22 protein-coding genes are annotated in these 21,683 nt (G+C 71.1%); 9 read left to right on the top strand and 13 right to left on the bottom strand.

All coding sequences use genetic code 11. The annotated features are described in order from the left end of the window. Positions 1 to 21 precede the first annotated feature (21 nt). The 5 genes from ABZ840_RS16260 to ABZ840_RS16240 form a co-directional block, all read right to left on the bottom strand. Complete coding sequence (locus ABZ840_RS16260; protein WP_361559605.1) at positions 22 to 1,341, bottom strand: hypothetical protein; 1,320 nt, start codon at positions 1,339 to 1,341, stop codon at positions 22 to 24. Beyond that, positions 1,329 to 2,081, bottom strand: a complete 753-nt coding sequence (locus ABZ840_RS16255; protein WP_361559602.1) for a hypothetical protein — start codon at positions 2,079 to 2,081, stop codon at positions 1,329 to 1,331. The genes ABZ840_RS16260 and ABZ840_RS16255 overlap by 13 nt, the downstream gene beginning before the upstream one ends. 23 nt (positions 2,082 to 2,104) lie before the next feature. Beyond that, complete coding sequence (locus ABZ840_RS16250) at positions 2,105 to 2,386, bottom strand: hypothetical protein (RefSeq protein ID WP_361559599.1); 282 nt, start codon at positions 2,384 to 2,386, stop codon at positions 2,105 to 2,107. Positions 2,387 to 2,519: 133 nt separating this feature from the next. Continuing rightward, positions 2,520 to 2,765: a hypothetical protein gene (locus ABZ840_RS16245; RefSeq protein WP_361559597.1), complete on the bottom strand. Its 246-nt coding sequence runs from the start codon at positions 2,763 to 2,765 to the stop codon at positions 2,520 to 2,522. A gap of 13 nt (positions 2,766 to 2,778) precedes the next feature. After that, positions 2,779 to 3,180, bottom strand: a complete 402-nt coding sequence (locus ABZ840_RS16240) for a hypothetical protein (protein ID WP_361559594.1) — start codon at positions 3,178 to 3,180, stop codon at positions 2,779 to 2,781. 396 nt (positions 3,181 to 3,576) lie between these two features. Between ABZ840_RS16240 and ABZ840_RS16235 the strand changes: the two genes are divergently transcribed. The 6 genes from ABZ840_RS16235 to ABZ840_RS16210 all read left to right on the top strand — a co-directional run bounded on the left by ABZ840_RS16235 (position 3,577) and on the right by ABZ840_RS16210 (position 8,817). Then, positions 3,577 to 4,524 (top strand): peptidoglycan DD-metalloendopeptidase family protein, encoded by a 948-nt coding sequence (locus ABZ840_RS16235; protein ID WP_361559591.1) that lies wholly within the window; start codon positions 3,577 to 3,579, stop codon positions 4,522 to 4,524. Between the two features lie 37 nt (positions 4,525 to 4,561). Continuing rightward, positions 4,562 to 5,224: a hypothetical protein gene (locus tag ABZ840_RS16230; RefSeq protein ID WP_361559588.1), complete on the top strand. Its 663-nt coding sequence runs from the start codon at positions 4,562 to 4,564 to the stop codon at positions 5,222 to 5,224. A gap of 37 nt (positions 5,225 to 5,261) precedes the next feature. Next, a complete protein-coding gene (locus ABZ840_RS16225; RefSeq protein WP_361559585.1) occupies positions 5,262 to 5,759 on the top strand; it encodes a hypothetical protein in 498 nt (165 codons plus the stop codon). Next, a complete protein-coding gene (locus ABZ840_RS16220) occupies positions 5,756 to 6,916 on the top strand; it encodes a hypothetical protein (RefSeq protein WP_361559582.1) in 1,161 nt (386 codons plus the stop codon). The genes ABZ840_RS16225 and ABZ840_RS16220 overlap by 4 nt, the downstream gene beginning before the upstream one ends. A gap of 158 nt (positions 6,917 to 7,074) precedes the next feature. Beyond that, positions 7,075 to 8,022 carry a hypothetical protein gene (locus tag ABZ840_RS16215; RefSeq protein WP_361559579.1) on the top strand — a complete coding sequence of 316 codons (948 nt, stop codon included), beginning with the start codon at positions 7,075 to 7,077 and terminating at the stop codon, positions 8,020 to 8,022. A gap of 141 nt (positions 8,023 to 8,163) precedes the next feature. Then, positions 8,164 to 8,817 carry a hypothetical protein gene (locus tag ABZ840_RS16210; protein WP_361559576.1) on the top strand — a complete coding sequence of 218 codons (654 nt, stop codon included), beginning with the start codon at positions 8,164 to 8,166 and terminating at the stop codon, positions 8,815 to 8,817. Between the two features lie 143 nt (positions 8,818 to 8,960). Here the strand turns inward: ABZ840_RS16210 and ABZ840_RS16205 are convergent, their stop codons facing one another. The 4 genes from ABZ840_RS16205 to ABZ840_RS16190 form a co-directional block, all read right to left on the bottom strand. After that, positions 8,961 to 9,950, bottom strand: a complete 990-nt coding sequence (locus ABZ840_RS16205) for a malate dehydrogenase (RefSeq protein WP_361559573.1) — start codon at positions 9,948 to 9,950, stop codon at positions 8,961 to 8,963. Between the two features lie 464 nt (positions 9,951 to 10,414). Beyond that, positions 10,415 to 11,689, bottom strand: coding sequence for a DUF2690 domain-containing protein (locus tag ABZ840_RS16200; RefSeq protein ID WP_361559570.1), 1,275 nt, complete (start codon positions 11,687 to 11,689; stop codon positions 10,415 to 10,417). Between the two features lie 257 nt (positions 11,690 to 11,946). Then, positions 11,947 to 12,375, bottom strand: a complete 429-nt coding sequence (locus tag ABZ840_RS16195) for a DUF3017 domain-containing protein (protein ID WP_361559567.1) — start codon at positions 12,373 to 12,375, stop codon at positions 11,947 to 11,949. Between the two features lie 46 nt (positions 12,376 to 12,421). Further along, positions 12,422 to 13,276 carry a bifunctional methylenetetrahydrofolate dehydrogenase/methenyltetrahydrofolate cyclohydrolase gene (locus ABZ840_RS16190; RefSeq protein WP_361559564.1) on the bottom strand — a complete coding sequence of 285 codons (855 nt, stop codon included), beginning with the start codon at positions 13,274 to 13,276 and terminating at the stop codon, positions 12,422 to 12,424. A 372-nt stretch (positions 13,277 to 13,648) separates the two neighbouring features. On the opposite strand from ABZ840_RS16190, the gene ABZ840_RS16185 reads away from it, so the two are divergent. Next, a complete protein-coding gene (locus ABZ840_RS16185; protein WP_361559561.1) occupies positions 13,649 to 14,404 on the top strand; it encodes an RDD family protein in 756 nt (251 codons plus the stop codon). 116 nt (positions 14,405 to 14,520) lie between these two features. On the opposite strand, the gene ABZ840_RS16180 is transcribed toward ABZ840_RS16185, so the two are convergent. From ABZ840_RS16180 to purN, 3 genes are all read right to left on the bottom strand, one after another. Beyond that, complete coding sequence (locus ABZ840_RS16180) at positions 14,521 to 15,000, bottom strand: hypothetical protein (protein ID WP_361559558.1); 480 nt, start codon at positions 14,998 to 15,000, stop codon at positions 14,521 to 14,523. Between the two features lie 107 nt (positions 15,001 to 15,107). Next, entirely contained in the window at positions 15,108 to 16,673 is a 1,566-nt protein-coding gene (gene purH / locus ABZ840_RS16175) for a bifunctional phosphoribosylaminoimidazolecarboxamide formyltransferase/IMP cyclohydrolase (protein WP_361559555.1), read from the bottom strand. Then, positions 16,670 to 17,329 carry a phosphoribosylglycinamide formyltransferase gene (purN, locus tag ABZ840_RS16170; protein ID WP_361559552.1) on the bottom strand — a complete coding sequence of 220 codons (660 nt, stop codon included), beginning with the start codon at positions 17,327 to 17,329 and terminating at the stop codon, positions 16,670 to 16,672. The genes purH and purN overlap by 4 nt, the downstream gene beginning before the upstream one ends. Positions 17,330 to 17,604: 275 nt before the next feature. Between purN and ABZ840_RS16165 the strand changes: the two genes are divergently transcribed. Continuing rightward, positions 17,605 to 18,669 carry a hypothetical protein gene (locus ABZ840_RS16165; protein ID WP_361559549.1) on the top strand — a complete coding sequence of 355 codons (1,065 nt, stop codon included), beginning with the start codon at positions 17,605 to 17,607 and terminating at the stop codon, positions 18,667 to 18,669. A gap of 69 nt (positions 18,670 to 18,738) precedes the next feature. Here the strand turns inward: ABZ840_RS16165 and ABZ840_RS16160 are convergent, their stop codons facing one another. Next, positions 18,739 to 20,646, bottom strand: coding sequence for a DUF6350 family protein (locus ABZ840_RS16160; protein WP_361559546.1), 1,908 nt, complete (start codon positions 20,644 to 20,646; stop codon positions 18,739 to 18,741). Between the two features lie 75 nt (positions 20,647 to 20,721). Between ABZ840_RS16160 and ABZ840_RS16155 the strand changes: the two genes are divergently transcribed. Further along, entirely contained in the window at positions 20,722 to 21,633 is a 912-nt protein-coding gene (locus tag ABZ840_RS16155; protein WP_361559543.1) for a sigma factor-like helix-turn-helix DNA-binding protein, read from the top strand. Positions 21,634 to 21,683 lie beyond the last annotated feature (50 nt).

The following is a 21,683-nucleotide window of genomic DNA, read 5'->3' as shown; positions in this document are numbered from 1 at the left end:
TGGACCCGTGCCGTGGACCCGCTATTCGTTGTGTCCCTTGTTGCCGTCGTTGTCGCCCAGCGAGTTGACGACCTCACTGGCCGCCTGGACGCCGGTCTGCACGGCGACCGCGGCTGCTTGCGCCGCCGTCGCGGCACCGGCCGTCGCCGCACCGCCCGCAGCGGATGCCGCGCCGCCCCCGGCAGCCCCCGCACCACCGCCGGCCGCGCCACCGCCGCCCGCGGACGCACCCGCGCCGCTGGAGGGGGAGCCCTTGGGCGTGCTCGCGCCGCCACCACCGCTGCCGCCACCGCCGCCGGCTCCGGCACCGCCGCCGCCACCGACGCTGCCGCCGACAATGCTGACGGCACCGGTCGCGATGTTGTTGGCGGCATTGAGCGCCACGGAGCCTCCGGAGGTGTCACCGAGGGCCGCGGTCGCCGGAACAACGAGCTTGAGCAGGGCGGGAAGCGCGAAGACACCGAGAATCAACACGCCCAGACCGGCGATGACTTGGTTGAGATCGCTCGTGTTCTTGGTCATCACGGTACCGGCGTAAAAGATCAGCGCGGCAGCAGGTTTGTACAGCAGCCAGGCGACGAGCCACCCGATGTGCTTCTTCCACCAACCGCTGCCCCAACCGGTCATCGAGGCTGCCGCGGCCAGCGGCAAAGTGCCCACCAACATGACCAGCACGCCAATGCGCAGGTACATCAGGATGATCTGCACCGTGATGGCCAACACGGCGAGCAGGCCAAGGATGATGACGAGACCCGGGCTGGTCGCAGCCATGGGCCCCAGCGCCATCACGCCCCCGCCGACTACTTGTGCACCGGCCGACCCGATGTGCGCCTTTTCGTAGATGTACTCGGCATATCTGTCCGAGGCAGTAGTGAGTGCTTGCATCACGGCGACCGCCGCCCCGGACACCAGGACGACCCGCCACATGCCGTGGAAGGCCTGCTGCATCGTCTGGCCCTTGCGGTCCAAGGCCATACGGATCGCAGCAATGAGCAAGGCAGCGACAGCGACGTACCCCACGAGCCAATTGAGCTGGCCCTGGATCGCGTGGATCGGGCTTTCCCCTTGCTCGATGAGCTGTTGCTTCTTGCCGTACGAGTCCTCACCGCTGTAGACGCCGGAGGCGTCGATATCTATCCACAACCCGTTCATGGCGTGCATGGCCGAGTCGACGGCCTCACCAATGGCCTGAGCGAACGCCCGTACAGCACCACCGAACGCCGACTTGGCTACGGATTCGGCGCCTCCGGCGATTTTTTCCGCACCCCAGTCGACCAAGTCTTTGCCGCAACGTCCGAGGTCACGGACGCATTTCCCCACTCCCATGATCAGCTGCCCCACACGATGAAGCCCTCGGTCCCGGACGTCTCCGCGAACCCGCCGTACGGCGAACCACCGGACTGCGGCTCGACTTTCCAGTCTCCGTCCAGCCACTTAAGGGAGACGGACGTAGTGACGTAACGGCCGTCAATCTTCAGGAGCACCTGGACAGTAGCCTGCTCCTTGGAGTACGAGAGCACAGAGAACCCATACAGGCTCCCACTCTCCTGCGGACTGTTACGGGCAACGTCCTGCTCCTTTCCCCGCTCAGCCACCAGTTGATCGCGTGCGGTCCCAGGAACGAACTGCTTCTCTACTACAGTGCGCCACCCAGCGTAAGGAAGCTTATCGGTGATAGCTCCGACAGCCATGACCGCGCCCATCGGCGTATGCGAATAGCAGGACCAGACATTGCCCTCGAACTTCTTGGGCCCATACGTGGCGGACACGGGAACCGGGTACGTCCCGTAGCTCTTCCACCGCATGTCGGCAGGAGCCTTCGTCGGCTTTTCCTGATCGCTGTCGTCCGTCTTGCAGCCTGCCGGCCGGTCATCAGCCTGCGAGCCGCCCTCGGTTGCCGACGGCGACGGGCGGGACGTCGGATTGTTCTGTGCCGATGGGTCCGATTCCCCACCGCGCATCGCGAATGCTACGACGGCAAGAACCACCACGGCCGCCAGGAAACCCGCCGAGATGATCCATCCCCGCTGCTGCCAGAACGGCTTCTCCCACTCGCCGCTGGAATCAGAGCGCTTACCCATCGGTTAACTCCCTTTTCGCTTCGTCAGAAGACGAAGTTGACCAGCGGACCGGCGGTGGCGACCAGGACACAGCCGCCCAGCACCATGCCGAGCCGCCCCATGTGCTCGGATCCCTCGCCCCGGCGCATCGACATCGCCATCATGGCGCCGGTGATGAGCACGCCCGCGACGCCGGCCGCGGTGCCCGCCCAGGCCACGATGCCAAGCACCGTGTCCACCTTGTCGGTGAGCGCCTTCGGGGCATCGCTCTTGGGCTGCGGGACACCCCCATCAGCGAGATAGCGGTAAATGTCTGCCTTCTTCACGGCTTTCTCCTTATTACGTTTTCGGGCCGCCCGCCCAGCAGCTCTTCGAGTCGACGGCGGGAACAGGAGCTGATGCCCTGTGCACTCAACGGCGGCCGATCAAGTGTGAGCGACCGTCGGGGAGTTCGGGTTGCTAAAGAATGAAGTTCACGATGGGGCCCGCGGTGGCCGCGATGATGCACGCCCCGAGCACGGTGCCGAGCTGGACCATATGTTCCTGTCCCTCGCCCTGGCGGATCGACAGCGCCATCTTGGCCCCGACGATCAGCAGTCCCATGACGCCCGCCGCGGTCGCCACCCAGGCGGCGTAGCCCATGACTTGGTTGATCGGGTTCGTTACGTAGTCGGGCGGCGTCTCAGCCAGCAGGAATGTCGTCACGATTGCTCCACATCTACTGAACGGGGTGGCCGACGAGGCGGGCCAGAGCCAGCAGTTCGCGCGGTATCGAACCGTCGAGCTTTGCGCCGGTGCGCCACGCCGCGACCCACGGCACCCGGTGAACAGCCACCGCAGAACCGAGGATCTTGACCCTTTGCTGAAGCTCTCGGGGCAACCGGCCGGGAGCGTCGGCGACGAGCACCACGGCCGCGACCTGCAGGCCGGCGGGCTGCTCGCCGCGTCGGAACAGGTCCAGCGTCTGTGACACCCCGCGCAGCCCAACTGCGTGCGTGCGCGCAACCAACAGCAACGTGGACGGCTCACCGCGCGACGGGTCCGGCCATCGCTGACCGACGTCCGCGCCACCGAAGAGCGTGGCCAACGTCGTCGCGCCGGCACCGCCGTGGACATTCACCCAGGAGAACTGCTGTGGAGCAGAACGCTGTTCGACTTCGGGCTCGCGTTCCGCGAGAGCTGCGGCGCCCCCACCACTCACCGGCCCTCGAACCCAGATTTCGGGCCCAAAGGGCGTTTCCCCCGCATTCCCCCGCACAGTTCTTCTCTCCCCCGATAACCAACTTCGCCGCCCAACTGAGCGGACGCCGCTCGCCAGTTGCCCGAGTCGGCTGTGTGCAACGGGATGACGTTGGTTCAGTCGATACCCGCGCGATGCATGATGCCAGCCGCGCTAAGGTGTGCGCTACCCAGGGATCTGGAGTGCACAGGGGGATGCATGTCACGGGGCGGGGGTGCGGCCGCATGGATCATCGGTGGAGCGGTCGCTGTAGTTTTCGCACCTATTGTCCTTTTCATGGGCATGGCAGGTGGCGACGAAGCGGATTCCGACCTGCCGTCCGACGGCAACGGCTCCCTCAATAGCAAACAGGTGCCGGCGCAATACGTGTCGTGGGTCCTCAAATCGGGGACGCAGTGCAAGGAGATCGGCCCGGCCGTGATCGCCGCGCAGATCGAGGCGGAATCGGGCTGGAACCCCAAGGCCGTATCGCCCGTGGGTGCCGAGGGCCTTTCGCAGTTCATGCCCGGTACCTGGAAGACCTGGGGCCGCGACGACGACAACAGCGGCACCATTTCCCCGTACGACGCGGGGGACGCCATCATGGCCCAGGGCCGTTACGACTGCGCGCTCGCGAAGCAGATCAAGCCGTACGCGAAAAACGGCAATGTCCTGGACCTGGCGCTCGCCGCCTATAACGCCGGCCCCGGCGCGGTGCAGAAATACGGCGGTATGCCCCCGTACGACGAGACGACGGCCTACGTCGCGCGCATCAAATCCTTGATCGCCAAATACGAGCAGGCCACCGGCGGCGGCGCCGAGGTGCCGGCCGGGCAGAAGATGGCGATGCCGGTACGCGGCAACCCGCCCGTCACCTCGCCCTACGGCATGCGCATGCACCCGACGCTGCACGTACGCAAGCTGCACACCGGCATCGACTTCGGCGCCCCGATGGGCACGCCGATGCGCGCCTCACTGAAGGGCAAGGTGACCTTCGCGGGCTGGTCGACGGGGTACGGCAACCGGGTAGTGATCTCGCACGGAACGATGGACGGCAAAAAGGTGTCGACCACCTACAACCACATGTCCGCCATCAACGTCCATGTCGGGCAGGAGGTCAATACTGGTGAGCAGGTGGGGGCGGTGGGTTCCACGGGCTTCTCCACAGGTGCACACTGCCACTTCGAGGTGCAGGTGAACGGCAACTACGTCGATCCGGCCCCATGGCTGGGGATCAAGAAGTGACGGCGGCAATAGGAAACGGGGGTTCGAGGTGAAGACCATGGCGACGGCAGCCGGCATGCGGCGAGCGGGCCTGGCCGCGGCCATGGCCGTGAGCCTGGCCGCGCTGGCGGGCTGCGGGCTCCCAGGCCTCGAAAGCCCCGACGAGAAGCCGAAGGCGACGCAACCCTCGTTCGCCGAGAAGGCTCCGCTGCCGTCGGCGTCACCGCTCGGCCCCGATGCCCACGTGCCCGAGGCGCCGGAGCCGGACCGCCACGACGCGACGGCGGTGGCCAAGGCATGGGCACTGGTGGCCTACAGCTACGACACGAAGTACGACGTAAGCCCCCACGACGCGATCCTGCGGGCCACCCCGTACCTGACCAGTAAGAAGGCCAAGGACGAGCGCAGCTACCACCCCGCGGCCGGCGCCGGCAACGAGTGGAACACCTGGGCGAAGCACAAGGCGTGGACCAAGGTGAAGCTCCACCTGGAGGTGGACGGTGACGCCCCGGCCGACACGCCCACCAAGGCCCATCGGCAGATCTCGGTCGCCGGCACGGCCACCGGCCGCGACGGCTGGAAGGGCGTGGGCCCGCGGGTACAGGCCTTCGTCACGCTCGTCCGGACCAACAAGAAGGCGGACTGGCAGGTCAGCCGTGTCGACGCGGTCCCGGCGGCGATCGTCCCGAGCGCGCCACCGTCCTCGGCTGAGCAGGATTGAGATCGGCTGACGGCAGTATCACTTCAAGGGAGCGAACATGACCACAGCATTCGAGTACTTCATCGAGACTCGTGAAGACCGTCAGGTGCACCGCAAGAAGGAGAACCTGTGGCGTCGCGTCGTGGGAACAGAGGAATGGGATTACCTTTCCTTCTGGGACTGGGAATGGCATCGAATCGGAACCGACCCTCGCGTCACCACGGCGCCGGCATGGGAGACCCTTAGCCCGGTATCGCCCGAGAGGGCCGAAGAGCTGAAGCAGGACCGGTCACGATGGAGCCTGTACTGGGCCGTGTACCGGGACGAGCCCCAGCCCGGCGACAAGGCGCGCGGTGTCGTACGCCGCAAGTACAGCCCGGAGACCGGTCGCGACGAGGCGTTCGGCCGTGACAAGTCGTGGGCCCACACCGAGGCGGTTTTCGACTTCCACAGTGCGGGGCCGCATGATCCATCGCACCTGGTTCCCATCACCTCAGATGAGGCCGATCAGATCCTGTACAGGATCCTGGGCGTATCAGGTGCCACAGCGCTGTGAACGATCAGATTGGCTGGCGCGGCAGCGCTGAGAAGGGTGAATCGCATCTGACGCTGACCACCGCGGATGACGCCCTGGTGCAAGCCGCTTGGCAACGGGCCGAGGCGATGCGGCCCGCTTTCGACGCGATGATGCGGGAAATCTGCGACCGGACGAACGAGCGGGGGAGCCAGCTCCCCGGCGACCGTCTGTCCGAGGGAGTGGCCGAGGTCGACTACTCGCTGAAAACGCTGGAATCTCTGCGTGGCAAAGTGGCCCGTGAACTCCGCAAAGACCTTGAGATCAGCACGGCTGAGGTTCTCGGCAAAATGAAGGACCTCAATCGTTATACGTTGCTTTTCGAGGCACAGTCCTACACACGCGGCGTGCAGGAAACATTCCAGGAGTTGCGGGCCCGCGGATTCGAAGAGATCAAGGTTCAGAACACCTGGATCGACCCTGTTTACAAAGGCATCAACAGTGCCTGGATCCACCCAGAGTCCGGCCAGCGCGTGGAACTACAATTTCACACGCCAGACAGCTTCGACGTGAAGATGGACAACCATGCGCTCTACGAACTATCCAGGTCAGGGGCGTTGATCCAAGAGTTCGGCGAGGAAAATAGCGAAGCCTACATCGACGCGGCCAACCAGTTGCAGAACGAGCGGTACCAGACGTACCGCGACGTCAACGGCGATAGACTGCCGATCGAAATTCCCAACGATCACGAACAGTTAGCAAAACCCTTCGCCCGGGAGGAGCTTTTGGGTATAGCCCAGGAGCACCACCTCGCCGTCATGCGCGAGCGCGCGGGTGTGCCCCTTCCGAACCTGGCGCAGAATCAGCGCACTTCCGTTACGCAGAACCCAGCCACGCAACAGAACATGTCCGTATCCCAACTCGCGGAGATGAAAGGTGGAGTCAACGCCACGTCCACGCGGCGCTCCGGGCAGAACGGGCAACCAGCGAGTACACAGGTCCAGTCGGCGTCCAGTACGCAGCAGTCCGGGAAGGCGGTCAATCCGGCTGCCGGTCTGGCGCGCCAGCGCTCTGCCCGCGGGAACGCGCAGAACAGCGGGAACGCCGCCGCGCAGGGGCCGGCCGCACAGCAGAACGCCGCGCGTCCCCGGCAGTTGCCCCAGCAGAACAACAACGCCGGCCCGCGCCGGAATCACTGACGAAGCCGCTGCGCGTCCACAGCGAGACCCCGAGTGAGTGCGATATGCCTAGATTCCGCCGTAGTGAGCGGAAACCGGCTGCTGAGCAAGGCCAGCAGCCGGCGCCGACTCCGTTCGACGTGCTGATCACCGAGAACGGTGACTGCACGGTCGGCGGAATGCCCGTGACCCCGTCCGGAGACGAGGCGCTGCACGACGCGGTGCTGAATTACCTCTACCGGTTGGCCATGGCCACCGGGCACCCCGTGCGTGCCTCGGTACACGACGCGCGCAGCGGCTTCCTCACCCCGATCGAGGTGCAGACGGACGGCTCCAGCCACTTCACCGGCGAGCCGGAGCAGGTGGCACCGCCGACGGCGGTGCCGCCGCCTCGGGCGGCCACGCCGTCCCCCGCGCCCGCGCCGGAGCCGCAGGCGCGCCAGCCGCAGGTGCCCCAGCCTCAGGCACCCGAGCCGCAGGCGCGGCCCCACCCGCAGCAGATCGATCAGCAGAGCGCCCCCGCGGGGCCACCGGCGCAGGGGGCACCGGCGCAGGGGGCGCCGCATCACATACCCCAGTCGGTCCAGCAACCGATTCAGCAATCGGTTCAGCAGCCGGTCCAGTCGGCTCCCGCTCCGGGGAGTGCCGCTCCCGGCACCATTCCGCCGGCTCTCGCCGAGGCCGTCAGCCGGATCAATGACGCCGTCCGGCTGGGGCACCTGGAGTTCGCCGCGTCGACGGCCAACAGCGCGCTGAACTCCGCGGTGCAGGAGTTCGGCGTCGGCCACCCGTACGTGCTCCACCTTCAGGAGCTGTTCGCCCATATCGCGTACCTGGCCCACGACACCGTGAAGTCCATGGCCATCTACCTCGATGTCTTCGACTTCCGGTACCGGCAGCACGACCCCGCCGCCTACGACACGTTCATGCGCGCGGCCAAGGTGTGGTTCGCCATCAAGGACGCGCAGTCGGCGATGCGGTACGGCCAGCAGTTGATCAATACCTGGGTCGAGCTCGCCCGCTCCGGCGGCCCGGCCGCGGCGGACGGGGAGAAGATCGAGGCGGCCCAGAAGCGGCTCGCCCGGCTCGCCCAGCATTCCGAAGCGCCGGGGCAGGCGCCGGCGTAGGCCACGGCCGGGCCCCGCGGCAACACGGCCGTACCACTCCCCGCCGAGCCGTACCGCATCCCGTCAACGCGTCAACCCGTCAACCCGTCGCCGCTGCCGTGGAGGGCATGCATGGATCCCAGGGTGCAAGGACCACAGCACGTGCACGGACCACAGCACGGACGCCGGTCCGACGACGATCAGATGGCCCGGAGGCGTCTCGGCCGGGAGGAACGCGACCGGGCCGAGCAGCCGGCCCGGCGGGAACGGGAGCGGGCGGCGGCGGCGCGCGAGCGCTCTCCCCGTGCCAAGGTCGATCTCTACGTGAACGAGTATTCGGGGACGGTCACCTGGCGTACGCGTATGACGCCGGCCGAGAAGCGACACCGGGCAGCCGAGCGGCCAGGGGCGTCGCGGCAGGTGTCGGCCGACGACCGGAAGCGTGCGCAGGCGGCGGCGCTCCGTTCGGTCGGGCTCGACCCGAAGCGCGGCAAGGGCAGCGGGGCCGTGCCGATCCCCGCCCATCCCGGGACCGTGCTGGCCGCCGCGCACACCTCAGTGGCCGGGATGACGCCGGAGCAGCTGAACAGCCACGCGGCGCGGGTCAGCGCCCTGCGTTCGCAGCTCCAGGGCGACACCGCGCGTGCGGGCCGCATGCCGACGAGCTCCGCGGCCCGGCTCCGCTCCGGCCTCGACTCGGCCAGGGTGCACTCGCTGCGTACGGAGCGTTCCGCGTCCGTACGGGAGCTGGCGCAGCACCGCCGGCAGCCGCGGGCCGACCAGGGGCAGCGCGGGCCCGCGGCTCCGCGGCGCTGACGAACGCATCAGGCGGGGCGTACGCAAGAGCCCGTGTGGCTCACCCCGGCGGGGTGGGCCACACGGGCTCCCGAAGCCGTCGGATCAGACGGAACCGTCCGATCGGATCAGACGAAACCGTCCGATCGGATCAGGCCGTCGGATCAGATGAGGCCCAGGCCGCGGACCGCGTCGCGCTCCTCGGTCAGCTCCTTGACCGAGGCGTCGATGCGGGTGCGGGAGAACTCGTTGATCTCCAGGCCCTGGACGATCTCGTACTTGCCGTCCTTGGTGGTGACCGGGAAGGAGGAGATGATGCCCTCCGGCACGCCGTAGGAGCCGTCCGACGGGATGCCCATGGAGGTCCAGTCGCCGGCGGCGGTGCCGTTCACCCAGGTGTGGACGTGGTCGATGGCGGCGTTGGCGGCCGAGGCGGCCGAGGACGCGCCACGGGCCTCGATGATCGCCGCACCGCGCTTGGCGACGGTCGGGATGAACTCGTCAGCCAGCCACTTCTCGTCGTTGACGGCCTCGGCGGCGTTCTTGCCGGCCACCTCGGCGTGGAAGATGTCCGGGTACTGGGTCGCGGAGTGGTTGCCCCAGATCGTGAGCTTCTTGATCTCGGAGACCGGCACGCCGGTCTTCTTCGAGAGCTGCGAGAGCGCACGGTTGTGGTCCAGGCGGGTCATCGCCGTGAAGCGCTCGGCCGGTACGTCCGGCGCGGCGGCCTGGGCGATCAGCGCGTTGGTGTTGGCCGGGTTGCCGACGACCAGGACCTTGATGTCGTCCGCTGCGTTGTCGTTGATGGCCTTGCCCTGCGGCTTGAAGATGCCGCCGTTGGCCTCCAGCAGGTCGCCGCGCTCCATGCCCTTGGTACGGGGGCGGGCGCCGACCAGGAGGCCCACGTTCGCGCCGTCGAAGGCGACGTTCGGGTCATCGGTGATCTCGATGCCCTGCAGCAGCGGGAAGGCACAGTCGTCGAGCTCCATCGCGGTGCCCTCGGCGGCCTTCAGGCCCTGCGGGATCTCCAGGAGCCGCAGCTTGACCGGCACGTCGGCGCCGAGCAGGTGACCGGAAGCGATGCGGAAGAGGAGTGCGTAGCCGATCTGGCCGGCGGCGCCGGTGACGGTGACATTGACGGGAGTGCGGGTCATGGCGATCTCCTGCGGCGAGTTTCTTCTGGGGGCAAGCCCCAGAGCCACCATGGTTGCGGTGGGCGGTGGGAGTTCCTGCCCATGTATACGGAGCCCCTCGACGCCTTGATGTATCGCGTCGATGTATCTCGGTATCAAGAGACCCGGGCGTCAGGCTATCGGACGGCGGAGCACCTCCGGTGACAGGCCGGTGTGTGACTCCTCACCGCCCGTCACCCCGCCGGTCGCCGGCCGCGCGTCCGAGAACGCGCGGCCGGTCCGCGGCAGGGGTGGGCGGCCGTTCGCGACAAGGAGGGGGAGCGCGAACGGCCGCCGGGTGGTGCCGTGCCCGTGGGGGGCCGACCGGTCGCCTGCCCCGAATCGGCCGGGCCATGCCCCCGGTTCCGCGGTACGCCCGAATGGCCCAGCGCCGCGGGTCCGCAGCGGGTCCGTCGCGGGTCCGCCGCAGGTCCGTCACGCGCCGGTCAGGGCGTGGCGGACGGGGCCGTGCCGCCGTTCCGCGCCGCCTGCGGTTCGGTGCAGCTCTGGTAGCCCGCGCTGGTCGTACCGCATGCCCTGGCCTTCTCCGGCGGGCCGCTGACCCGCACCATCACGGTGTACGCCGAACCGTCCCGGCCCGCCGTCGCCTCCTCCGTACGCCCGTCGGAGGTGACCGTGGCCCGGTCGCCCTGCGCCGCGCCCGTCAGCCGGGCCCAGGCGGTGCCGCAGACCTTGCTGTAGCGGACCTCGATCACCGCGCGGCCCATGACGCCGCGGGACGGCGTGGTGGCCTGGTCACCGCCGCAGCCCATCTCCTCGGGGTCCTTGCCCGCGCAGTCGTCGCCCGCGCACTTCACGCCGGCCGGCAGCTGCGGTTCCTGGGAGGCGGTGGGGGCGGGCGCGGGCTTCGCCTGCTGCCCGCCGTCCCCGCCGCCGAGCAGCAGTACAGCGGCGGCGATGAGCAGCAGCGCCCCCACGACGCCGGTCACGAACATCGTGATGCGACGGCGGCGTTCCGGGTCGTGCGGCGGGCCGTCCGGGGCGCCCGGGGCATGCGCCGGGCCGAAGGGCCCGAAGGACCCCGGATCCGATCCGTTGGGCGAGTCCGATCCGTACGGCGAGTCCGGCGCGTACGGGGGCGCGGCGGGTGCGGGAGGCGACGACGGGGCGGAGGAGGAGGCGGGGCGGGCCCCCAGGGCCGCGAAACCGGCCGCTGCGGGGGCCGCGTGTGATTCCGCGACCGATTCCGCGGCCGGGACCTCGGGAGCGTGCTGGTGCGGCACTCTGGTCGCAGCAGGGGCCTCGTGGGGGACTGCCGGCGCCTCGTACGGGGCGGCAGGCGGCTGGGAGGCGGCCTCACCGGAGCCGCTCTTGGCAGCGGACCGCTTGCCGGGCTTCTTCGACGTCTCCGGGGCGGGGCCGAACTCCCCCAGCGCGGCGCGCGCCTCGGCGACCCGTATCGCTTCCATCGTGACGTCGTGGCGCATCTCCGCGCGACTCCAGGCGCGTTCGGCCAGCTCCCACATCGTGGTGAGGTGGCCGGTGTGCGCGCCCGTGGCCTCGGCCAGCGCCATCACCGCGCGGCGCGGCGGGAGCAGCCGGCCGTTGAGGTACCGCTCCCAGGACGTCTTGCTGTAACCCGTACGGTCCGCGACGGCCGATATGCTCAGGCCGCTGCGCTCCACCAGTGTGCGTAACTGACCCGCGAACTCCTTCACCTGCGGATCGAGTTCGTCCGGTAGCGCCCTCCAGCGAGGCATTGCCTCCCCCTATCCCCCCGAACTGCTGCGGCTATCCGTTGGGATGCCACTCGTCAGGATGCCAGTTCCCGGCGAGGGAGCGCAGGAAAGCATTCACGGTTCGGACACGCGCCTGCGCGCGCCGCACACGTCCGGACGCTCCCGCTCCGGGCGTCCGGACGCGGTTCGGCACACCGTGGGCAGCGCGCCTGGCGCACCGTGATCACCACACCCGGCGCACCGTGATCAGTACGCGCGGCACACCCGGCACACCGTGATCAGCGCACCGTGAAGTGCACGATGTCGTCGAGGAAGGGCAGCGTGAGCCAGGGCCTGGGCTGGATCATGAGCGCCAGCATCAAGATCACGAAGCCGAGCCCGCCGTACGTCGCCATGTCCGTGAAGCGCGACCGTACGGCGAGCATGCCGACGGAGGGCAGGACGCGCCGCATCACGGCACCGGCCAGCAGCGCCAGCCCGATCAGCAGGGTCCCCGCCCGGAAGGCGTCGAAGGCGATCACCAGCAGCCCGAGCGCGACCCCGCCGATCACCGTGAGCAGCGGCCACTGCCGGACCGGCGCGGGCGCGTCACCGGGCGCCGCGCGCCCGCCGCCCTGCGGGCGCGCCGTGTCCTTCGTGATCAGCGGAAAGCGCCGGGTGAGGCGCTGCGGCCTGGACACCCCGTCCGAGTGTGCTCCGGCGTTCATGCGCTCGCTGCCCCTTCTGTCGTCCGTACGTCGTCGGCCCCGTGGCTCAGGCGGCCGCGCGCTCGGCGGCCTCGACCACGTTGACCAGCAGCATGGCGCGGGTCATGGGGCCGACGCCACCGGGGTTGGGGGCGACGAAGCCGGCCACCTCGCGCACGCCCGGGTGCACATCCCCGACGATCTTGCCGTTCTCGTCCCGGCTGACGCCGACGTCCAGGACGGCCGCGCCCTCCTTGACGGACTCCGGCTTGATCAGGTGCGGCGAGCCGGCCGCGGCCACGATGATGTCGGCTTCCTTGAGGTGCTTGGCCAGGTCCCGGGTGCCGGTGTGGCACTGGGTCACGGTGGCGTTCTCGGACTTGCGGGTGAGCAGCAGCGGCATCGAACGGCCGATGGTCACGCCGCGGCCGACCACGACGACCTCGGCGCCCTTGATCTCGACGCCGTACTCGCGCAGCAGCCGCAGGATGCCGTTCGGGGTGCAGGGCAGCGGCGCCGCCTCGTTGAGCACCAGGCGGCCGAGGTTGGTGGGGTGCAGCCCGTCGGCGTCCTTGGCCGGATCGATCAGCTCCAGGACGCGGTTCTCGTTGATGCCCTTGGGCAGCGGCAGCTGGACGATGTAGCCGGTGCAGGCCGGGTCCTCGTTCAGCTCGCGGACGACCGCCTCGATCTCCTCCTGGGTCGCGGTGGCCGGCAGCTCACGCTGGATGGACGCGATGCCGATCTCGGCGCAGTCGCGGTGCTTGCCCGCGACGTACTTCTGGCTGCCGGGGTCCTCGCCGACCAGGACGGTACCCAGACCCGGCTGGACACCCTTCGCCTTCAGCGCCGCCACGCGGGCGGACAGGTCGGACTTGATCGCGGCGGCGGTGGCCTTGCCATCGAGAATCTGGGCACTCATGACTCCTATCCTCCCGGATGACCGGGGCGGCGTACCAATCAGGGGCCGGTTCGAGAGTTGACGCGCGTAGAGCCGATGTGGTTGTCGCGAACGGACCACAGACCGGTCCGGTCTCGGTAACAGGAAGAGCACATATCGGGATCAGCCGACGACCAGTGCCCACCGTCGGCTGGACAAAGTCTTTATCCGGACTTCACGATGTTGCGATACGTGCCGCGTTCGCAGGAGGGGCCGAATGCGACAGCGGTACGTTCGGGGGAGAACACCAAGCACTCTTCACGGCTCACGCAGCAACGCGGCTGCGCGGGCGGTTCGGTGGCTTCCCGTCGTATTCGTCGGCCCGCCACAGTCCCCGCCCGAAGGAAGCCTTCCGTGAGTTACCCTCCGCCGCCCGCCGGCGACCCGAACAACCCCTACGGCCAGCAGCCTCCCCAGGGCCAGCCCGGCTACGGCTACCCCCAGCAGGCCCCCCAGGGCGTCCCGCCGCAGCAGGGCTACGGCTACCCGCAGCAGGCCCCCGGCGTGCCGCCGCAGCAGGGTTACGGCTACCCGCAGCAGCAGCCGCCGGCCGGCACCGTCCAGGCCAACAACGGCTACATCAACCTCGCCACCGGCCCCGTGCTGCTCGCCACGATGGGCCAGCGCTTCCTGGCCCGCCTGGTGGACGGCCTGATCGTCGGCGTGATCATGACGATCGCCATGGTCGCGGGCATGGGCAGCGTCGTCGGCATCGCCGGCAACGCCGCCGAGGACTGCGGCAGCTACATGGACCCGGGCTACGACGCCTGCATGAACGAGGCGGCCGCGCAGGCCGGCAGCGGCATCGCCGTCATGTTCGGCATCCTGGGCATCTTCGCCCTCTTCATGCTGCTCTACGAGTGGCTGATGATCGGCATCAAGGGCGCCACCTTCGGCAAGATGGCGCTCGGCCTGCGCGTCGTCCGCGAGGCCACCGGCCAGGTGCCGGGCGTGGGCGCGGGCTTCATCCGCTACATCATCCCGATGGTCGGTGCCTTCCTCTGCTACATCGGTGCGGCACTGGTCTACCTGTCGCCGTTCTTCGACGGCACCGGCAAGCTCCAGGGCTGGCACGACCGCGCCGCCGGCACCGTGGTCATCAAGAAGTAACCACCCCGGCCGCACGGCACACACAGGGCAGGGCCCGTACCCCAGTGGGTACGGGCCCTGCCCTGTTCCCGGAAGCCCGCCTTGTTTCCGGAAGACGGCCCTGTTCCCGGAGACGGTCAGACGCTCAGCGAACGCGCGTAGTTGACCTGCTGCGTGACCTGGAACACCACGTTCTCGTGCGTCGCCGGGATCATCGCCGCGTGGTACTTCCCGCCGCTGTGCACCGCCACCTGGATGTACCCCGTGGTGCTCTTCTCCTTCATGAGGAGGAAGAGCAGGCCGAGGAAGCAGAAGACGAAGAAGACGACGGCCAGGACGATCGCGTGCGTCGGGATCTTCTCCTCGGTGCGCGACATGTCCTGGACGGTCCACACGGCGCCCTTGAGCGGCAGTTGGCCGACCGGCGTGAGGATGCCGTCGGGGATGACGGTGATGTCACCGAGCATCAGGAGGGGCTGCGCGTAACCGCCCGGGGCGGCAGGCCCCGGATACCCGTAGGCGGCTCCCGGTGGGGGCCCCGCCGGCGGCGTCTGCCCCGGTGGTGGCTGGTCCGCAGGGCCGAAGCCGCCGTCCGGGGGCGTGTTTCCCTCACTCATACGGCGGAGTATGCCGCATGCACACGAGACGTGAAGCGCCCTGTACGGCGAGAGCCGCCCCACCCGTAGGTGCGGCGGCCCCGGCCTTTGTACGTGCGGTACGCGTCTCAGTGGAAGAAGTGGCGCGTGCCCGTGAAGTACATCGTGACGCCGGCCTTCTTGGCGGCCTCGACGACCTGGTCGTCGCGGACCGAACCGCCGGGCTGGGCGACGGCCTTGATGCCGGCCCCGGTCAGTACCTCGAGGCCGTCGGGGAAGGGGAAGAAGGCGTCGGAGGCGGCGAAGGAGCCGCGCGCCCGCTCCTCACCCGCGCGCTCGACCGCGAGCTTCGCGGAGTCCACGCGGTTGACCTGGCCCATGCCCACGCCGACCGTCGCGCCGTCCTTGGCGAGCAGGATCGCGTTGGACTTCACCGCGCGCGAGGCACGCCAGGCGAACGCCAGCTCGGCCAGCTCCTCGGCGGACAGCGCCTCGCCGGTCGCCAGCGTCCAGTTGGCCGGGTCGTCGCCCTCGGCCTGGAGGACGTCCTTGACCTGGGCCAGGCCGCCGCCGTCGATCGGCTTGAACTCGGCCGGCGGCTGCGGACCCTCGGGACAGCGCAGCACCCGGATGTTCTTCTTGCGGGACAGCACCTCGACCGCGCCGTCCTCGTAGTCCGGGGCCACGATGACCTCGGTGAAGATCTCCGCGACCTGCTCGGCCATGGCGACGGAGACGGGGCGGTTGACGGCGATGACGCCGCCGAACGCGGAGAGCGGGTCGCAGGCGTGCGCCTTGCGGTGCGCCTCGGCGACGTCGGCGCCGATCGCGATGCCGCAGGGGTTGGCGTGCTTGATGATCGCCACGCAGGGCTCGGAGTGGTCGTACGCGGCCCGGCGCGCGGCGTCGGTGTCCGTGTAGTTGTTGTACGACATCTCCTTGCCGTGCAGCTGCTCGGCCTCGGCCAGCCCGCCGCAGCCGCCCGTGTAGAGGGCGGCGGCCTGGTGCGGGTTCTCGCCGTAGCGCAGCACGTTCTTGCGCGCGTACGTGACGCCCAGGAAGCCGGGGAACTCGCCGCCGTCACCGGCGTAGTCGGCGGCGAACCAGGAGGCGACCGCCACGTCGTACTCGGCGGTGTGCCGGAACGCCTCGGCGGCCAGCCGCTTACGGGTGGCGAGGTCGAAGCCGCCCTCGGAGGCGGCGGTCAGCACGTCCTCGTAGCGGGCCGGGTTCACGACGACCGCCACCGAGGGGTGGTTCTTGGCGGCGGCGCGGACCATCGAGGGGCCGCCGATGTCGATCTGCTCGACGCACTCGTCCGGGGTCGCGCCGGAGGCGACGGTCTCGGCGAACGGGTAGAGGTTCACGATCACCAGGTCGAACGGCTCGACGCCCAGGTCGGAGAGCTGCTTCTGGTGGTCCTCCAGACGGAGGTCGGCGAGGATGCCGGCGTGCACCTTCGGGTGCAGCGTCTTCACGCGCCCGTCCAGGCACTCGGGGAAGCCGGTCAGCTCCTCGACCTTGGTGACGGGGACGCCGGCCCCGGCGATCTTCCCGGCGGTCGAACCGGTGGACACGAGCTGGACGCCCGCCGCGTGCAGCCCCTTCGCCAGCTCTTCCAGCCCGGTCTTGTCGTAGACGCTGACCAGCGCCCGGCGGATGGGCCGCTTGGTACCTTCGGCGGTCTCGGTCACGGGATAACTACCTTTCGTCCCTCAGTGCGGTAGCCGTTACGGGCCAGACGCCCCACGACATCGACGAGCAGCGAACGCTCGACTTCCTTGATCCGCTCGTGCAGCGCGGATTCGTCGTCCTCGTCCCGGACCTCGACCACACCCTGGGCGATGACCGGACCGGTGTCGACGCCGTCGTCGACGAAATGGACGGTGCAGCCGGTGACCTTCGCGCCGTACGCGAGCGCGTCGCGCACGCCGTGGGCACCGGGAAAGCTGGGCAGCAGGGCCGGGTGGGTGTTCACGGTCCGGCCGCCGAACCGGGCGAGGAACTCCTTGCCCAGGATCTTCATGAAGCCAGCGGAGACGACGAGGTCCGGCTCGTACGCGGCGGTCGCCTCGGCGAGCGCCCGGTCCCAGGCCGCGCGGTCGGCGTGGTCCTTGACCCGGCAGACGAAGACCGGCAGCCCGGCGCGCTCGGCGCGCTCCAGGCCGGCGATGCCGTCCCGGTCGGCGCCGACGGCGACGATCTCGGCTCCGTACGCCGCCGTGCCCTGCTCGGCGATGGCGTCCAGCAGCGCCTGGAGATTGGTGCCGGAACCGGACACCAGCGCGACGATCCGGGCCGGGCGGCCGGGACGGGCGGGCGCGGGGACGGTGAGTGGGGAGGAAGCCACGGCGGGTTCTTTCTCGGTCTCGCGTGCTTTGTGTGGTCGTACAAGGCCGTGGGTACCGGAAATCCGGGGAACCCTACGAAGGCGCCGACCGTCAGCAACGATACCGGCACACCGCGCGGCCCCCACGGGACGGGGGCGGACGCGGGAGGTAGCGTCGGGCGTGAGAGCGCATGTGATCTCTCGGCAGGTCCGGTGGATCACATGGGATTCGTGGTGACCCGCCGCCGGCCCGACGGCCCGGCGGACGGACGAGACAAGGGGAAGACGCACCTCAGATGACGGACCGACGCCGCCGGGCGGCCCTCCTTCTCCTCCCGATGCCCGCCACCGCACCGGGGGCGGTGCTGCTGCCGCGCGAGCACAGGCCGTCGTCCTCGTCGGAGGGGGCACCGGGCACCCCGGGCGCCGGATCCCCGGGCGCCGCGGAGGGACAGCAGGGCGCGGGCTCCGGCGGTACGGGCGGCAGCGGCGGCCCCGACGACCGCGAGGGCCGGGACCGCGAGGGCCGGGACCGCAAGGGCCGCGACCGTGAGGGCCGGGACCGCGGGGACCAGGACAATCCCTTCGCCGCGCCGCCCGCCGGGACGCCCGACCAGGAGTGGCGGCCCCGCCACGCGCACGCGCACTCCGGGCACCACGGCGACGACTCCTCCGAGGGTTCCTCCGGCGAGCAGGGCTCCGGGCAGGGCTGGGGCAGCCAGTGGAGCAGCCGCCAGCCGGGACGCCAGGGCGGCGGATTCGGCAGCCGGCCCGGGCGCGGCGGCCCGGAGGGGCCGGGCGGCACCGGCGGCCCCGGCCAGGGCGGACTGCGCTGGGACCCGACTGACCCGGCCCAGCGGCGGGCGCGCTACGCACTGCTGTCGGGCATGTGGTCCTTCTTCTTCGCGCTCTTCAGCCTGCCGGAGATCGCCCTGCTGCTCGGCGCGCTGGCGCTGTACTGGGGCATCAGCTCGCTGCGCGCCAAGCCGCGCGCGGGCAAGCAGGGCGGCGGCCGGACGGGCGGGGCGAAGGCCACGGCCGCCGACTTCTCCGGCGGTGTGCCCGACAGCGCCCCGCACGGCACGGACACCACTCCGGCGGCGGGCCCGCCGCACGCGACCGCCGGGAACACCGCCACGCCCGCGACGTACGGCGGCGGCCGGCCGCAGACCACCGCGGCGCTGAGCGGGCTGGTCACGGCGTGCCTGGCGCTGGCCATCGTGGCCGCGAGCTTCACCCTCCAGCTCGTGTACAAGGACTACTTCACCTGCGTCAACGACGCCCTCACCCAGTCGGCGCGGCACTCCTGCGAGAAGCTGCTCCCCGAACAGCTGCGACCGATCCTGAGCGTCCAGGAGTAGCCGGAGTAGCAGGACCAGCAGGAGCAGTCGGTCCCGGCCGGTCCGAGCGCCGGACCGGCCGGGACCGACTCAGTCCATGCCCGGCCCGCCCACTCCGCCGGGCCACTCCGGCGCGGGGCCTTCCGAGGTGCCAGTGCCGTCCGGTGCGGCAGAAGCGTCCGACGCCTCCGACGTCCCCGACGCCCCCGGCGTGACCGATGCGCCCAGCCCGCCCGAGACGCGACGCAGTTCGGCCCAGCGGGTGCGGCGGGAGCCGGTCTCGTGCCAGGGGTGCGCGGTCGCCCCGGTCCCGCTGCCGGCCCCGGTCCCCGTGCCGGTACGCCGCCGGAGCCGTACCCCCCGCAGCCGTACCTTCCGCTCGCCGTCGGCCCGGACATCACGCCGGGGCGCGTGTGCCGGGTCCGACCTGCGGGTCTTGCGTTCCGCGCGGGCCACGGCGCGTTCCTGGGCGGCGGCGCGGGACTCCGCCGCCGCCTTCTCCCGGCGTTCCGCGCGGGCCTCCCGGCGCTGCCCGCGCCCCGACCGGTACGCCCGGAACTGCGCCAGCGGCGACCGGCCGAGCCCGCGCCAGAGGTACCACTCGCGCAGCAGCAGCGCGCCCGGTACGGCGACGGCCGCGGTCCAGCCGGCCGCCGCCGCGCCCGTGAGCCACCAGCTCGGGCCGACGTGCCGGAGCGCGGCCGTGCCGAGCGCGCCGCCCGCCGCGCCCGACAGGACGGCGGCCCCCACCCCGCACCACAGGGCGGCGAGCGCGGCGACCGTCGCGGTGGCGCGACGGTTCCAGCGCAGCAGCCGGGCCACCGCGGCGCGCGCCCGGCGCTGCCCGGCGGGTTCGTCCCCGCTGTGCCGCGCCGCGTCCCGTACCCCGGCGACCGCGGCGCGCGCGGGCCGGGCCGCGTACCGGGCGGCGACCGCCCCGGCCACGACGGGTCCCGCCGCCACCGCCCAGGTCAGCGGCGACCCGGGGCCCTCCTGCGGCACCGCGCCCAGCAGCGGGAAGGGCGGCAGCCCCGCCGGGAGAGCGGTGGCGCCGAGCGGGCCCACGGCGCTGCCGCCGCCGAGCGTGAAGCCGGGGCCCAGCGCGTACGCGGCACCCCAGACGGCCGCGTTGGGCAGCAGCAGGAGGCAGACCAGCACGACCGTGCAGCGCCCCGGCCAGTCCTGGGCGATCCGCAGGAGGCCGTGGTGTACGTCGCCCGCGTGCCACACCAGCCCGGTCAGGACGAGCAGCGCGCCCGTGGCGAGCAGGACCGCTCCGGCGGCGCACGCGGCCCGCAGCGCGGCGGCCCGCCGGGGCCGGGCGAGTGCCGCGCGCACGCCGGGCGGCAGCGCGGCCCGGATCCGGCGGAGCCGGTCGGACGGCGGCAGCACCGTACGGAGCCCGACGGTGCGCGCCGCCACCATCGCGACCGTGCCCGCCGCGGTGAGCGGCACGAAGAGCAGCGCGCTGAAGGGGTCGACGCGCAGCGGTCCGGTCGCGGCGTAGGCCACGGCGACCGCGGCGACGAGCAGGTAGCCGCCGAGGAAGCGGCCGAGCACGGCGCCGGGAGCCGCCGCGCGGAGGGGCGCCGCGCGCGGACCCGTGCCGCTCCCGGCCTGCCGGGGCACCCTCCCGTCGGCCGCCCCCGCAAGGGCGTGCTGGGCGCACCGGTACAGCAGCCACACCGGCACGGCGACGAGGAGGAGCGGCGTCACCCCCACCGGTACGGCGGCGGCGCCCGCCCCCGCGGTGCGTTCGAGGTTCGCGCCGTGTGCGAACAGCCAGAGGTCGGCGGCGACATGCAGCGCGCCGGCGGGGCCGCCGGCCGGGGCCGGCGCGGCGATCCACAGGAGGAGGACGGAGACGGTGCAGACGCCGAGGCCCAGCCCGGCGGTGACCACTCCTACGAGGAAGGCGCCGACGGGGGTGGTGACGCGCGGCGCCGCGGCGCCGCCGGACGTGGCGGCCGTCGGGTCGCTGTCGGTCAGCTGGCTCACGCCGCCATGCTCCCAACTACACCCGTTTCCACCACGCAGCGGGCGAATGCCGGACGTGTCGCTCAATATACGTTTATGGGATTTACAACCCGTAAGGCGCAGGAGTCGCGGAAGGTCGGGAAGAGCCGGCAGCCCCCGAAATCCCGGAAGGCGCCCCGGCCCCGGAAAGCCTCACGGGCCAAGAGCGCCGGCCCGCCACCGGAGAGCGCGCGCGGCGACGCGCAGCCCGTTGCGCCGTCACCGGTCGCGGCCTTCGACGCGCTGTACGACCGTCACGCGCCGGCCCTCGCCCGCCAGGCCTTCCTCCTCACCGGCCGGACGCGGCTCTCGGGCGAGGCGGTCGAGCGCGCGTTCCAGCTGGCCTGGCAGCGCTGGCCGGAGGTGGCCAGGGACCTGGACCCGGCCGGATGGGTGCGGGCCGCGACCCACGAGTACGCGCTCTCCCCCTGGCACCGGTTCCGCCCGAGCAGTTTCCGCTCCCCCGCGCGGGCGGCGGAGAGCGGGCGGCCCGACCCGCTGCTGACCGCCCTGCTGCGGCTGCCGGCGCCGTACCGCCGCGCCCTGCTGCTGCACGACGCGGTCGGCCTGGAGCTGCGCGAGACCGCGGCCGAGGTCGAGGCGAGTACGCCGGCGGCGGCCGGCCGGCTGACGCATGCCCGCGAGGAGCTCGCCGAGCGGCTGCCGGAACTGGGGCTGGACGGCGCGTCACCGGCCCGGCAGCGGGCGATCCTGTGCGAGCGGCTGGCCCGGCTGGCGGCGGCGCATCCGGTGCGGACGCCGGCGGCCCGCGCCGTGCGGACGGGCGGCGAGCGCAGCACCCGGCGGATGACGCGGAGTGCGATCGGGCTGACCGGGCTGATCGTCGCCCTCACCGCCACCGCGCTGTGGACCGGGGGCGGCGAGCGGTACGTCCCGCCGCCGGGGCCGCCCGGTGTTCCCGCGGCCGGCGACCCGCAGGCCGAGCACGACCCGCAGCAGCGCCCGTAGGCGGAGCGCGGCCGCAAACGACGCGGACCCGTACACCCCCCAAGGGAGTA

Source organism: Streptomyces sp. NPDC047117, from assembly GCF_040643545.1.
In the GTDB taxonomy this organism is placed as follows: Bacteria; Actinomycetota; Actinomycetes; order Streptomycetales; family Streptomycetaceae; genus Streptomyces.
The sequence above is the reverse complement of the archived record's forward strand: the minus strand, read 5'-3'. Positions and strand labels throughout refer to the sequence as shown.

Excerpts from the sequence above, each read along its gene's own strand:
- ABZ840_RS16255 (WP_361559602.1), bottom strand. The coding sequence starts at position 2,081 with ATGGGTAAGCGCTCTGATTCCAGCGGCGAGTGGGAGAAGCCGTTCTGG.
- ABZ840_RS16235 (WP_361559591.1), top strand. The coding sequence starts at position 3,577 with ATGGGCATGGCAGGTGGCGACGAAGCGGATTCCGACCTGCCGTCCGAC.
- ABZ840_RS16230 (WP_361559588.1), top strand. The coding sequence starts at position 4,562 with ATGGCGACGGCAGCCGGCATGCGGCGAGCGGGCCTGGCCGCGGCCATG.
- ABZ840_RS16225 (WP_361559585.1), top strand. The coding sequence starts at position 5,262 with ATGACCACAGCATTCGAGTACTTCATCGAGACTCGTGAAGACCGTCAG.
- ABZ840_RS16215 (WP_361559579.1), top strand. The coding sequence starts at position 7,075 with ATGCCCGTGACCCCGTCCGGAGACGAGGCGCTGCACGACGCGGTGCTG.
- ABZ840_RS16205 (WP_361559573.1), bottom strand. The coding sequence starts at position 9,950 with ATGACCCGCACTCCCGTCAATGTCACCGTCACCGGCGCCGCCGGCCAG.
- ABZ840_RS16200 (WP_361559570.1), bottom strand. The coding sequence starts at position 11,689 with ATGCCTCGCTGGAGGGCGCTACCGGACGAACTCGATCCGCAGGTGAAG.
- ABZ840_RS16195 (WP_361559567.1), bottom strand. The coding sequence starts at position 12,375 with ATGAACGCCGGAGCACACTCGGACGGGGTGTCCAGGCCGCAGCGCCTC.
- ABZ840_RS16190 (WP_361559564.1), bottom strand. The coding sequence starts at position 13,276 with ATGAGTGCCCAGATTCTCGATGGCAAGGCCACCGCCGCCGCGATCAAG.
- ABZ840_RS16180 (WP_361559558.1), bottom strand. The coding sequence starts at position 15,000 with ATGAGTGAGGGAAACACGCCCCCGGACGGCGGCTTCGGCCCTGCGGAC.
- ABZ840_RS16165 (WP_361559549.1), top strand. The coding sequence starts at position 17,605 with ATGACGGACCGACGCCGCCGGGCGGCCCTCCTTCTCCTCCCGATGCCC.
- ABZ840_RS16155 (WP_361559543.1), top strand. The coding sequence starts at position 20,722 with ATGGGATTTACAACCCGTAAGGCGCAGGAGTCGCGGAAGGTCGGGAAG.